The sequence below is a fragment of the Collinsella sp. CLA-ER-H4 genome (assembly GCF_040092395.1).
Lineage (GTDB): Bacteria > Actinomycetota > Coriobacteriia > Coriobacteriales > Coriobacteriaceae > Collinsella.
In genome coordinates, this window is the sequence record NZ_JBBNLQ010000002.1 from 78,020 (window position 1) to 90,049 (window position 12,030).

11 protein-coding genes are annotated in these 12,030 nt (G+C 56.8%); 3 read left to right on the top strand and 8 right to left on the bottom strand.

Features of this window, described 5'->3' with window-relative positions; genetic code table 11:
- Positions 1 to 5: 5 nt before the first annotated feature.
- The 4 genes from AAAX34_RS02405 to dpaL all read right to left on the bottom strand — a co-directional run bounded on the left by AAAX34_RS02405 (position 6) and on the right by dpaL (position 4,848).
- Positions 6 to 620 (bottom strand): nucleotidyltransferase family protein, encoded by a 615-nt coding sequence (locus tag AAAX34_RS02405; RefSeq protein ID WP_195232232.1) that lies wholly within the window; start codon positions 618 to 620, stop codon positions 6 to 8.
- Between the two features lie 149 nt (positions 621 to 769).
- Positions 770 to 1,972: a knotted carbamoyltransferase YgeW gene (ygeW, locus tag AAAX34_RS02410; protein WP_055287465.1), complete on the bottom strand. Its 1,203-nt coding sequence runs from the start codon at positions 1,970 to 1,972 to the stop codon at positions 770 to 772.
- 201 nt (positions 1,973 to 2,173) lie between these two features.
- Complete coding sequence (locus tag AAAX34_RS02415) at positions 2,174 to 3,559, bottom strand: YgeY family selenium metabolism-linked hydrolase (RefSeq protein ID WP_195232234.1); 1,386 nt, start codon at positions 3,557 to 3,559, stop codon at positions 2,174 to 2,176.
- 74 nt (positions 3,560 to 3,633) lie between these two features.
- Complete coding sequence (gene dpaL, locus AAAX34_RS02420) at positions 3,634 to 4,848, bottom strand: diaminopropionate ammonia-lyase (RefSeq protein WP_118266260.1); 1,215 nt, start codon at positions 4,846 to 4,848, stop codon at positions 3,634 to 3,636.
- 277 nt (positions 4,849 to 5,125) lie between these two features.
- Between dpaL and AAAX34_RS02425 the strand changes: the two genes are divergently transcribed.
- Positions 5,126 to 5,779: a helix-turn-helix transcriptional regulator gene (locus AAAX34_RS02425; protein ID WP_035137462.1), complete on the top strand. Its 654-nt coding sequence runs from the start codon at positions 5,126 to 5,128 to the stop codon at positions 5,777 to 5,779.
- Between the two features lie 122 nt (positions 5,780 to 5,901).
- The gene (locus tag AAAX34_RS02430; RefSeq protein WP_349109858.1) at positions 5,902 to 6,834 is read left to right on the top strand and encodes a hypothetical protein; all 933 of its coding nucleotides are present in this window, start codon (positions 5,902 to 5,904) and stop codon (positions 6,832 to 6,834) included.
- Positions 6,835 to 6,871: 37 nt separating this feature from the next.
- Here the strand turns inward: AAAX34_RS02430 and AAAX34_RS02435 are convergent, their stop codons facing one another.
- A complete protein-coding gene (locus AAAX34_RS02435; protein WP_349109859.1) occupies positions 6,872 to 8,194 on the bottom strand; it encodes an ATP-binding protein in 1,323 nt (440 codons plus the stop codon).
- Positions 8,195 to 8,562: 368 nt separating this feature from the next.
- On the opposite strand from AAAX34_RS02435, the gene AAAX34_RS02440 reads away from it, so the two are divergent.
- A complete protein-coding gene (locus AAAX34_RS02440) occupies positions 8,563 to 8,985 on the top strand; it encodes a hypothetical protein (protein WP_349109860.1) in 423 nt (140 codons plus the stop codon).
- A gap of 87 nt (positions 8,986 to 9,072) precedes the next feature.
- Here AAAX34_RS02440 and AAAX34_RS02445 read toward each other — a convergent pair whose 3' ends face one another.
- From AAAX34_RS02445 to tcmP, 3 genes are all read right to left on the bottom strand, one after another.
- Entirely contained in the window at positions 9,073 to 9,681 is a 609-nt protein-coding gene (locus AAAX34_RS02445) for a hypothetical protein (protein ID WP_195239322.1), read from the bottom strand.
- Between the two features lie 265 nt (positions 9,682 to 9,946).
- Entirely contained in the window at positions 9,947 to 10,687 is a 741-nt protein-coding gene (locus AAAX34_RS02450; RefSeq protein ID WP_229026311.1) for a radical SAM protein, read from the bottom strand.
- A gap of 94 nt (positions 10,688 to 10,781) precedes the next feature.
- Positions 10,782 to 12,008, bottom strand: coding sequence for a three-Cys-motif partner protein TcmP (gene tcmP, locus AAAX34_RS02455; RefSeq protein WP_349109861.1), 1,227 nt, complete (start codon positions 12,006 to 12,008; stop codon positions 10,782 to 10,784).
- Positions 12,009 to 12,030 lie beyond the last annotated feature (22 nt).

Sequence of the window (12,030 nt, forward strand, 5' to 3'; positions counted from 1 at the left end):
GCTCCTTATTGATTAATACAGTTGGCCACGCGATCAAAATACGAGCAGGCCGCGATATGCTCCGTTATGCGTCGCTGTCCCTCTGCGGTATCGACATCCCACAGCTCGTAGGCACGCGCCTCGACCAGCACCACGTCGGTACGGTCCTTGAGAATCGAGCCCCCGCCGTCCTTGCCCTCAAGACGCATGAGTGCATCGAATAGTTCCGCCGGAAAGAGCACCGGGCTCGAAGGCTCACCGTTGCACGCCAAGCGCACCGGATGTTTGCGGCCACGCTCGTCAAACGCGCGAACCATGGCCTCAAAAGAGTCCGTGCTCACAAGCGGCTGGTCGCCCGGCAAAAAGAGGCAACCTTTCCAGTTGCGTTCGACTCCCCACGAAAGGCCCGCACGGACGCTTTCGCTGCGCAGCTCGCCATCGTGCAGAACGCACGGGCAATGCTTGTCCTCGCAAATCTGAGCGACCTCGGGCCAACGCGTCGAAACCACGACGTCAAAGCCCCGGGGAACCGAATCGATGGCCCGGGCAATCAGCGGCTCGCCATAGATATCGGCAAGCATCTTGTTAGAGCCAAACCGCTTGCCCTCGCCCGAAGCCATAATGACGCATCCAAGTCTCATGGTGATACCTCCCCCGAAACCATCGTACCCATAACTCGCGCCGCGGGCATCCACATCGAAAGCGCTTATCCCGCACGCCCGCGATGCAAAAAAGGGCACCCCGCCGGTTGGCAGAGCGCCCCCTTTACATGGCTTACCTCAACCCGGCTTTAGGCCTGGAGCCAACGGGCGGTGTTGCGCTCGTCGAGGGCCTTGAGGGTAGCGGCGGGATCGGCAACCTTCTGCAGGAACATCATGGCTGCGATGGCGTACGGCTTGTAGCTGGCCTCCTTGTACATGCCCACGCGGTGCATGTCGAAGACGTCGGCGTTGACCTCGCCGTGCTCGCAGGAGACACCGGAGATGTCGGCGGGCAGCGGGTGCATAAAGATGGTGTCCTGGCCGTTAGCAGTCTTCTCCATGAGCTCAGTCGTGGAGCACCAGTCCTGATGGGTGGCGTTCTGGGCGAGCAGCTCCTTCTCGAGCGCAGCGATGCCGGCGTCGTCGCCCTCGGCGTACAGGTTGGTGCGCTTCTCCATGGCGGCAAACGGAGCCCAACTCTTGGGGATCACGATGTCGGCGCCCTCGAAGGCCTCGGCCATGGTGTTGACCTGCTTAAAGGTGGTGCCGGACTCGGCGGCATAGCCCTTGGCGCGCTCGACGACCTCGGGCATGAGGTCGTAGCCCTCGGGGTGAGCCAGGGTGACGTCCATGCCAAAGCGGGGCAGCAGGCTGATCAGCGACTGCGGGCAGGACAGCGGCTTGCCGTAAGAGGGCGAATAGGCCCAGGTGACGGCAACCTTCTTGCCCTTGAGGTTCTCGAGGCCGCCAAACTCGTTGATAAGGTAGAGCATGTCGGCAGAGGACTGCGTGGGATGATCGGAGTCGGACTGCAGGGAGATGAGCGTGGGACGGTGATCCAGAACGCCATCCTCGTAAGCCTGCTGGACAGACTCGGAGACCTCAGCCATGTAGGCGTCGCCCTTGCCGATGTACATGTCATCGCGGATGCCGATGACGTCGGCCATGAAGGAGATCATGGTAGCGGTCTCGCGGACGGTCTCGCCGTGAGCGATCTGGGACTTCTTCTCGTCCAGGTCCTGCAGCTCAAGGCCGAGCAGGTTGGCGGCCTTAGAGAAGGAGAAGCGCGTACGGGTGGAGTTGTCGCGGAACAGCGAGACGGCCAGGCCCGAATCGAAGATCTTGGACGAAACGTTGTTCTCGCGCAGCTCGCGCAGAGCGTCGGCGACGATGTAGAGCGCCTTGAGCTCATCGGTGGTCTTATCCCAGGTGTGCAGGAAGTCGCTGCCGTACATACCCTTAAAGTCGAGGCCGTTCAGCTGCTCGACGAGCTCGGTAAACTTGGCGTCCATGGAAATGTCCTTTCTAAAGATGAAACGATCGCAATGAGTAGATGTGCTCCGGCATGCGCGTGTGGCTAGAACATGCAGAGCACCATGACGAGGACCCGCTACCGTTGAGGAAGCATGGGAGATAACGACCGCGGGCCCCAAGTCAACAGGGGGTGCCGGGGGCATAAACTGTCCCCGGCTCAACAAGATCGAGGAATGAGACTAGTCGATCTTGTTGTTGGTCAGACCGGCGCGGAACACGGTGGCATCGCCATCGGCCTGGCTCGGATCGTAGAGGTTCAGGGCAGCCACATACATGGCGGCAGCGGTGACCAGGTCGTCCTTGTAGGTGACCTCGTTGGGAGCGTGAGCCTGAGACTCGGCACCCGGGCCAAAGCCGACGCAGGGGATGCCGTAGCGGCCCTGGATGGAAACGCAGTTCGTGGAGAAGGTCCACTTGTCGCACAGCGGACGACCGGTGCGCTTGTCCATGCTGGGCTCGCAGCCGATGCGCTCGTCACCGAACATAGCCTTATGGGCGTCGACGAGGGCCTTGACGTGCGGAGCGGTCTCCTTGTTGATCCACGTGGGGAAGTAAGCCTCGGTCTCGTAGACCTCGCCGGTCCAGGACGGACGGTCGTACATGTACATGGAGACCTTCACGTCGTCGCCGTACTTCTTGGCTGCCGGCAGGTTACGGATCTCGTCCAGGCAGGACTCCCAGGTCTCACCGGCGGTCATGCGACGGTCGATGGAGATGGCGCAGGAGTCAGCGACAGCGCAACGGCTGGGGCTGGTGTAGAAGATCTGGCTGACGGTGCAGGTGCCGCGGCCCAGGAAGCGGGCGTCCTCGAAGTGCTCGGGGTTGTACTTGGGATCGAGCATCTTGACGAGGCCCTTGATGTCGGTCGACTCGTCGCAGCCGTTGTTGTTGAGAGCGCGAACGTCGGCGATGATGTCGGCCATCTTGTAGATGGCATTGTCGCCGCGGTCGGGAGCAGAGCCGTGGCAGGAGGTGCCGTGAACGTCGACGCGGATCTCCATGCGGCCGCGGTGACCGCGATAGATGCCGCCGTCGGTGGGCTCGGTGGAAATGACGAATTCGGGCTTAATGCCGTCCTTGTTGTAGATGTACTGCCAGCACATGCCGTCGCAGTCCTCTTCCTGGACGGTGCCGACGACCATGATCTTGTAGCCCTCGGGGATGAGGCCCATGTCCTTCATCATCTTGGCAGCGTAGGTAGCAGAAGCCATGCCACCCTCCTGGTCGGAGCCGCCGCGGCCATAGATGATCTCGTCGGTCTCGTAGCCCTCATAAGGATCGGCATCCCAGTTATCGATGTTGCCGATGCCGACGGTGTCGATGTGAGAGTCGATGGCGATGATCTTGTCGCCCTCGCCCATAAAGCCCATGACGTTACCCAGGCCGTCGACCTTGACCTCGTCATAGCCAAGGCTCTCCATCTCGGCCTTAATGCAAGCGACGACCTCACCCTCCTCGCAGGACTCAGAGGGGTGAGAGATCATGGCGCGCAGGAAGCGAGTCATATCAGCACGATGGGACTCAGCAGCAGCCTTGATAGCGTCGAAATCGAGTTCTTTAGCCATTGTTCATAACCTTTCAAACTAAGGAATCTACCTGTGAGGTGGCGGAGCGATACCTATTTACTCCGCCCCAACGATTAGCAAGTGGGGTATTCGCCTTCCCAGACGATGCGACGGTACTGATCCGGATCGGTGTCACCTTCCGTGGAGAAGCAGAGCACGGAGCTCGTCTTATCCAGGCCGATGAGCTCTTTGAGCTCGGCGTACTCAGGATCGAGCATGAGGGTCTCGACCAGGCCAGTGGTCACCGCGCCGGACTCGCCGGAGATGACGCGCGGGTCGCCCTTCTCGGGGGCGCCCAGGGTGCGCATGCCGCGAGCGGTGACCCAGTCGGGGCAGGACACGAAGGCGGTGGCATGGTTGCGCAGGATATCCCAGCCCAGGATGTTGGGCTCACCGCAGCACAGACCGGCCATGATGGAGGGCATGTCACCGTCCACGATACGCGGATCGCCGTCGCCGGCGGCAGCGCCCTTGTACAGGCAGGCGGCCGGAGCGCACTCGACCACGACGAAGGTGGGCGGGTTATCGGGATACAGGTTGGTGAAGTAGCCCACCACGGCGCCGGCGAGCGAACCCACGCCAGCCTGGACAAACACGTGCGTCGGGCGGTTGATGGCCATCTCGCGCAGCTGCTCGGCAGCCTCGGAAGCCATGGTGCCGTAGCCCTCCATGATCCAAGACGGGATCTTCTCGTAGCCCTCCCAGGCGGTGTCCTGAACGATGACGCCGCGCTCGCAGGCGTCGGCCTCGGCGGCGGCCATGCGCACGCACTCGTCGTAGTTGACCTCTTCGATGGTCACCGTTGCGCCCTCGGCGGCGATGTTATCGAAGCGGGGCTTGGTGGAACCCTTGGGCATGTGAACGACGGCCTTCTGGCCCAGCTTGTTGGCAGCCCATGCCACGCCGCGGCCATGATTGCCGTCGGTAGCGGTAAAGAAGGTGGCCTGGCCAAAGTCCTTGGCAAGCTGATCGGAGGTCAGGTAATCGAAGGTGCACTCGGCAACGTCCTTGCCGGTCTCGTCGGCAATGTAGTTGGCCATGGCAAACGATCCGCCCAGAACCTTAAAGGCGTTGAGGCCAAAGCGATAGCTCTCGTCCTTAACGCACAGGTTGGACAGACCCAAGCGCGCAGCCTGACCGTCCAGGCGGGCAAGCGGGGTGACGGTATATTGAGGGAACGACTGGTGGAAGGCGCGGGCCTTCTTCACGTGGTCGAGGCTCATGATTCCCAAGTGCTTGTCATCGCTCTTGGGCATCGTGTTGCCCGCCCACTGGATCTTATCGGCCATACGGTGAACTCCTTAAGTCCTCTCTTGCCGGCCCCCGCATACGCGTTTCAGCCCATTCCCATTCATGCGACTGAACTTTTATGTGGATGCCAAACAAAAAGTTTGTTAGCACTGTTCTATCACACTTTTTGATTGGCAAACCTAACAAATTGTTTGTTGCCGTAATCGGTACTTTTTCGCCGCCGAACGGTCATGAATTGCCTTGTTGATGGATTTGTTTGCGAACAGATGTGGTTTATGGCAAAGTGTGCCCAAACTAATTTTTAGGAAGGCACCCATGACCCCCGCACAGATTGAGTTTTACAAGCGCCTCGCACACGGCCTGGCGCTCCAATTTGGCCCCAACTGCGAAGTCGTCGTCCACGATCTGGAGACCGAGGACGTGGACCACTCCATCGTAGTGATCGAAAACGGCCACGTCAGCGGGCGCAAACTGGGTGACGGCCCCAGCCATATTGTGTTTGAGTCCATGCACGAGGGCAGCACCGACGTACACGACCGCGAGCCGTACCTCACTAAAACCACCGATGGCAAGCTGCTCAAGTCCTCGACCATCTTTATCCGCAACGACGAAGGCAAGCCCGTCGGCATTTTGGGCATCAACTTTGACATTACGCTCATGAAGGCTTTTGAGCGTTCGCTCGACGCCTTTACCGGCACCGGCGGCACGGGCTATACCGAGCCCGAGCCCATTACCAAGAACATCGGCGACCTGCTCGAGGACCTGCTGCACGAGTGCGAGCAGTTTGTGGGCAAGCCCGCGGCACTCATGACCAAAGACGAGCGCATTCGTGCCATTGGCTACCTCGACCGTCGCGGCGCCTTCCTCATTTCCAAGTCGAGCGAGCGCGCCTGCGAGTTCTTTGGCATCTCCAAGTACAGCTTCTATAGCTACCTCAATGAGGCCAAGGCGGCGGCCGGCGACAAGTAGGCACTCGCCTGGATTGCCCTCCCCTTTTGGGCGCGAGTTCTGGAAAGCACGAATCCAAGACCGAGCCGCTTGGGAAGTTCCATATAATCGATGTCATTAGTATTTCGAAAGGATGGGACAGAATGGCGTTGAGCAAGGCATCATGCACCGGTCGCGGATTGATTCCGGCAATTGGTGGACATGTGCACCGCATGTTCGATGAGGGGGAAGACGACCTGTTTTCGCTGAGCCTTGACGACGTGATGGATGATCGCCCGTGGACCGCCGACGAACTCATGGGCGGCGGGGCTCGCCCGTCAAGTCCCAATCCCGCACTTGCGCCTACGCCCGCACCCACTTCGGCGCCCACGCCCGCTCCCCGCCCCGCAAACGACCCGTCCGAGACGGCGGCATTTCTCGCTGCAGCGACGCAGGGCAAATCGGCCGACAGCACCGTTATGTACAGCGCCCAGCAGTTGCCTGTTCCTGCGGCACGCAAGCCTCCGGTCGCAAGGCTCGATGAGCCCGTTGCCCATCAGGTTGCCTACGATTCCTGGGCTGCAGCCGATCTGGATGAGACCTCTACCGGCATGCCGGCGCTCGACGTTCCAGTTAACCCGCTTTTTGCCGCCAACACGAGCGCCGCGGACTATGAGGGCAGTGCGGCATATTCCGATTATTCCGATGGCTATGCTGGCACCGGTCGCATCGAGACCGAGGATTATGGCACCGCATCGAGCGATTATCTCAACGATCCGTACGCCGCCACGCCTGCACCGGAATATGACCCGGAGGCCGCGCCCGCACCGGCGTATACCAAAAGCACGGGCGAAGAGCGCTTCGCCGATTATTACGCCGAGGAAAAGGCGCTGCGTTTCTCGGAATTTCCGCAGGCAGTCAAGGTCGCCTTTATCGCCATTGTCATTGCCCTGCTCGGCGCCATTGCGTTTGAGGGATTCCAGCTGTTCCGCGGCCCCACCCAAGCGGAGTCGGAGACCCAGCAAAAAGAGGACGATAACCAGTACCTGGACATCAACACCCTCAAGGGCGACCCCAACGACGGGGACGACGAGTAGCGAGGGTTAAGGGAGGGCCAGAAGAGCCGGCGGCACGTTACGGCTCCAAAAGCCCTGCCATAAAGATGGGCAGATACAGCACGTCACCATCGCGGTGAAGATTACATTCCGCAAGTACCAGGGCGCGATCGATTCCGTAGCCCTTCGTTGCCAGTGCGTTATCGAGCGCCGCGTGGGACTTAAAACTCTTGCCCGATTTGACCTCGATGGCAAACACTTCCCCATCGAACGTCTCTTCCACAAAATCGAGCTCACCGACCTTTTTGGACGTAAAGTAGCGCAATCTAAATCCATGAGCTTTGAGCTCTTGGGCAACGAAGCCCTCGAACGCCGCCCCCATGTTCATGCCAAAGGCGTCTTCCGCCTCCCCATCAAAAACGCCTTGAGCGACCCTTTTGGAATACAACGACATGAGCATTCCGGTGTCCAGGTAAAACAGCTTGAACAGATTTCGCTGCTCCCCCAATAGCAGGGGTGCCACGGGCGCCGTTACGTTATACACGGGAAGCGCGACACCCGCCTCCGATAACCAGAGAAAATGATCTGTCACCTGCGCAAAACGTTTGACACCGTTAATCGATGACAGTTTGAATCGCTTGTTTTTGGAACCGGCCTCGCTGGGAATCAAATCATAGATATCGCGAATAACCAAGCGTAGCTCGGGCGGAGCGTACTTTGCGATGTCATCGCGATACAGGGCGTGAAGATCGCGGTGGATGTTTCGAACCTCGTCGACATTGCGCGTCGCCAAGAAGGAATTGACCGCGTCGGGCATGCCTCCCACCACCACATACTGATGGAACAGATCGAGCAAGCGGTCATACAGGTAGCCGGGGAGCTCCCCTTCATCCTTTAGACAGCCCCTGAGCATGTCAAACACGCTGGCACCAACGCCATTTGCCCAGCAAAACTCCTCAAAGTCGAGCGGGTGCATCTGGACCTGCTCGACATACCCCACCGGCAGGGAATCGATGCCCTCGAGCTCAACGCCAAGGAGCGATCCGATAAGGATGTATCGAAAATCGCCGCGCTGGACCAGGTATTTGATAAACGTCACCACGTTGGGGCATCGCTGCACCTCGTCGATAACCACAACGGTCTTGTTCGCAACCATCGGCTGCGTTGCAGCAATAGACATGCGCATAAGCAGGTCATCCGCGCTTTTTGCCGCCAAAAACGAATCGCGCACGGACGCGTCGGCGATAAGGTCGAACGTCACAACATTTTCGAACGATTCGCTTGCAAAGACGTTGACCAAATATGACTTTCCTACCTGTCGGGCACCCTTGACCAAAAGAGCCTTGTTAGGCGACGAGGCAAGCCAAGATTCAAACTGTGCCTTCGCTTTTCTCTGTAGCATAAGCGCACCCCTTATTACATGCTGTTTTAGCACTAGGATATACTTTTCCGTAGTTGTTAGGTGCTAATTTCGACACTTTTTCGAAGTTCTAAAGTGTGTATTACGACACTTTTCCGTACTTTTACATGGAAGATTTCGACACTTTTTCGGATTTGAGCCTAGCAGCAGCCGGCGAAATCAAGCGCCGCCCGCGCGTCATTTCGCACGCGGCGCTTGATTTCTGTCCGCGCGTGCTGACAGACTCCATCGTGCCCGCAAGGAGCGGGCGCGTTTTATCCAGAGTCGGGGTAGAGAGTTGGCTCCACAATCCCGACGCCAACCGGCCAAGAGGCACGGTGGCCCTGCCAACATCGATGAAAGGAGTCCGTATGGACAATTTCTCCGTGCGCAGCGAGCGCAACTTCCACAACCTGGTCGCACAGCCAAAACGCATGCATCTTCTGGACGAGCCGAGCGGCTATGCCTCGCCCATGGTCAAGAGCAGCCTCTCCCACCAGATGCGCTTTACCGTGCAGGTGCTTGAGAAAGAGCTCTGCGCCGCCGGCGCCCCGCACGTATTACAGATTAAGCTGCTTGGAGATGACTCGTGCGAGCCATTCAGCTGGAAGCTCTTTGCCGACGGCGAGTGCGTTGCGGACGGATCCGGCGCCTTTGTCCGTGAGTGCTTCTGCGAGGGCGCCGAGGTGTTCCTGGACCTGTGCCGCGACGCCGTCGAGGCCGCCGAGCTGCATCAGTGGGACCAGAGGGAATATGAGCTGCTGAGCGTGGCACGCGGGGTTGCGATGGCATAGACGAACATATCGTTTTTAAGCCCAAGCACACAAAGCCAAATGTGACCGTCTACAGCTCGACTTGCTACCAGATGGTGTAATCAGGTGTCACGTCGGTAAAATCAGGGCCCGGTCGGTCGTTGGTGGGCGTAATAACATCGCCCCCCAAGGCCCTTCCAAGACCTCCTGCCCCCGATAATCCAAACGGTTGGTGTCTCCAAGGATCGCTGGGGTTACGTCCTCCAGAATGTCTTTCCCTTCAACCGTGCAGAGATATTGGCCGTCCATGCGGGCGACGTACTCCTTGCGTGTCTCGTTGACCACATAACGATAGAATACAGGCTCCTCGTCGAATGACCCCTGATAGGGATGCATGAAATCGGCATCGGGATCATCGTCTGCCGAGCAATACCTTTCCGCGCCCTTAAAGCACGAGAACAAGCCGCCGACATCGGTTCCATTGTCTTCGATGTAATCGCGCGGGTTCTCGGGGATAAGTTCCGCCATGCGTCGAAAGCCCTCACCCTCGAGCGCCTCAAAGTTGGTATAGTCGCTCACGTAGGCGACGAGATCACCATGCAAGCGACCGGCGAGCAGAGTGAGGGCGATATCAGTGCGGTCGTTGGGGAAGCAACAGTTTTCCATAACCCCACGGAATACGCGAATGGCGTATTGCCCAGATACTCCATTTTCGTTGCGTTCGTTGCGTTGACCCATCCGTAATAAGCCCCTATGGTGCACCCTCCCCAGCTAACTGGTCTTTGCCCGAATTGTCGCATTGCACCGGATAGGGCGCAATGCCCGCACGCCGCACACTTGATTACGACGGCACGGGAGGAAAAATAAGGCTGTAGACAGCGTCTCTCAATAGACCCAAAATGGCGATTTGTTTAAGAGGCTATCGGAGGTTCTGACTGAGTGAAGATAGTCGGAATCTCCTTGGTATTTGTCGTCATGAATTCCAGACCGCAGAAACTCGGCGCTAGCCAACTGTCCCCTTTTTAATGTGGCACTCGATGCCGTGCTCGGAGCAAAAATCACGGACTTCCCTTGCACTATCACGATAGAAGCGGGCGCAGTCGTCGTAGGAGCTTGTTAGTCTGTCATAGTGCGTCCTGCCAAAAACAATTTTATCGACAAAAGAGATCTTGCGCAGCAGCGCATCCAAATCTTGCTCGCAGATATTTGGAGTCGGATATGGCTCCATGCTAACCCAAGTCTTACAGCCAGCCTTATGGAGAGACTCGAGAGCGGCAAGCCTGACTGAGTATGCCGCTGCACCGGGTTCCATCCTTTTCCGATTGTCCTCATCAAGCGACACCAAGGTAATTCCATAGGTGTTCAACGCCGCATTAGGCAACGCCGCAAGTTCAACGGGAAGCTCTCCTTTCGTCAGAATGCTGCACGGCTTACCGTACTCGTTAATGAGCTCAATTGCACCCAAGCTCATACTGCCAACTTCTGGATATCCGAGCATAAAAGGATCGGTTGTAAAGCACAGTTGAACCTGTTTTATCTCATCACAATAACGCGGCAACTCTTTGCGCAGCAGATCCAAAGTGTTGTCGACAAGGCTCGGCCGCCGCCATTCCTCGTATGTTTTGACACGCCCAAAACGTTTTGCCATTAAATATGCATAGCATGGAAAATTGCATCCATGCGAACAGCCTTGCACATGATTCATCGCCCAATCGCCATATTCAACTTTTGTACGGTAGAGCATACTTTTTCGATATATGTGCCCAAGTTGTTCCATTGTTCTTTAATTCTCTTCTCGCTGAACTTCCTCACACCAAAGATACGACCGACCTAAGCACTCATCTTGCTCGATAAACCTCGTCTTTGAGCGCAAAGCTCTTTTTTGGCTTTCCTTTCAAAGTGAACTTGACCGCACGCTCAAGAACACCTTCCTCAATCATTGGGCCCACATAGGTCTTCAAAATAGTATTGCTTCTGTCAAAGACTCCGCACTCGGAAATCAACGTGGCAGCAATATCACCCATTTTCATGTTTTGGTGAACGGGCATATGCTGGACAAAATCACTGGCCTTGGCCGCAATTACGGCAGTCTCAACATTACGACCATCAACATCCACCGCAAACAATCCCAACTGCTTGCATTGCCGGTCGAGGTTGCGCTTAATCATGTTATCGTTCATCAGAACGCAACCGTCTGGGCTATTGGTCATATGGATCATTCTATATTTGACGAGCCCACCGACATTAACGCGTTTACTCATATCTTTGATAGGCATATTCGTTACATACTTATAGTAAGAACGCGCGTTGTTGCAAAAGAGTTCCGAGAGCGCATGTTCAGCCTGCCAAGCGTCAATCTCTCCAGCCTTATAACGAACGACCACTTCTTTCCAGTCACCACTTCCGATGCAGGCATTCAGACGCTCAACCCAAACGCTGGCTTTCGTGAGCTCATTAAAGTCGTCTTCCGGCAGTTCAACTTCATTTGGAAGTGACAGTGGCACTTTCATGGCAGCGCAGGCAACGCGGAATAAGCCAAAACTATTGAAGTTGACCAGGGCCTCCGTGTGAGCCATATTAGGCGAATTAGTTAGAAGATCGAGTCGTAGGTCTTTAACCCCGAATGGATCGATGTAATAGAAGACTGTTGAGGGCTTACCACCCCCACAAACGCTAGTTTGTTGTGCCCGTCTTATAGCATCCTCGCAACTGGAAACGATAATTGGCGGCTTGATATAGCCGCTAGCTCCCTTTGCTTCGTTAAATGTCGATTCGAGATGCTTTCTAGATTCCGCGTTGGATTCACTAAGAATGAACTGGATGGGCGTCTTTGAACGATTTTTCTTTGCAATTGCAAAATACTTAGAAAGGGCAATCAAGGGAGATCCCTTACTGCCATCGGCAAATAAACCCGCACCAGCAAAAGCATCGATATAAAGAATGCCGTTCCGTGAAGGTCGATACACCTTAGTGAAAAAAGGCGTTAGATAGCATGCCAGAAGATCATCCTTGGTCTCAGACCACGGATGTTTTGCCTGAAAGTAATCTGACTGATTTTTTGTCATGCTAAGCCCACCTTGCTCTTAG

Excerpts from the sequence above, each read along its gene's own strand:
- dpaL (WP_118266260.1), bottom strand. The coding sequence starts at position 4,848 with ATGGCCGATAAGATCCAGTGGGCGGGCAACACGATGCCCAAGAGCGAT.
- AAAX34_RS02430 (WP_349109858.1), top strand. The coding sequence starts at position 5,902 with ATGGCGTTGAGCAAGGCATCATGCACCGGTCGCGGATTGATTCCGGCA.
- AAAX34_RS02435 (WP_349109859.1), bottom strand. The coding sequence starts at position 8,194 with ATGCTACAGAGAAAAGCGAAGGCACAGTTTGAATCTTGGCTTGCCTCG.
- AAAX34_RS02405 (WP_195232232.1), bottom strand. The coding sequence starts at position 620 with ATGAGACTTGGATGCGTCATTATGGCTTCGGGCGAGGGCAAGCGGTTT.
- AAAX34_RS02415 (WP_195232234.1), bottom strand. The coding sequence starts at position 3,559 with ATGGCTAAAGAACTCGATTTCGACGCTATCAAGGCTGCTGCTGAGTCC.
- AAAX34_RS02445 (WP_195239322.1), bottom strand. The coding sequence starts at position 9,681 with ATGGGTCAACGCAACGAACGCAACGAAAATGGAGTATCTGGGCAATAC.
- AAAX34_RS02425 (WP_035137462.1), top strand. The coding sequence starts at position 5,126 with ATGACCCCCGCACAGATTGAGTTTTACAAGCGCCTCGCACACGGCCTG.
- tcmP (WP_349109861.1), bottom strand. The coding sequence starts at position 12,008 with ATGACAAAAAATCAGTCAGATTACTTTCAGGCAAAACATCCGTGGTCT.
- ygeW (WP_055287465.1), bottom strand. The coding sequence starts at position 1,972 with ATGGACGCCAAGTTTACCGAGCTCGTCGAGCAGCTGAACGGCCTCGAC.
- AAAX34_RS02440 (WP_349109860.1), top strand. The coding sequence starts at position 8,563 with ATGGACAATTTCTCCGTGCGCAGCGAGCGCAACTTCCACAACCTGGTC.
- AAAX34_RS02450 (WP_229026311.1), bottom strand. The coding sequence starts at position 10,687 with ATGCTCTACCGTACAAAAGTTGAATATGGCGATTGGGCGATGAATCAT.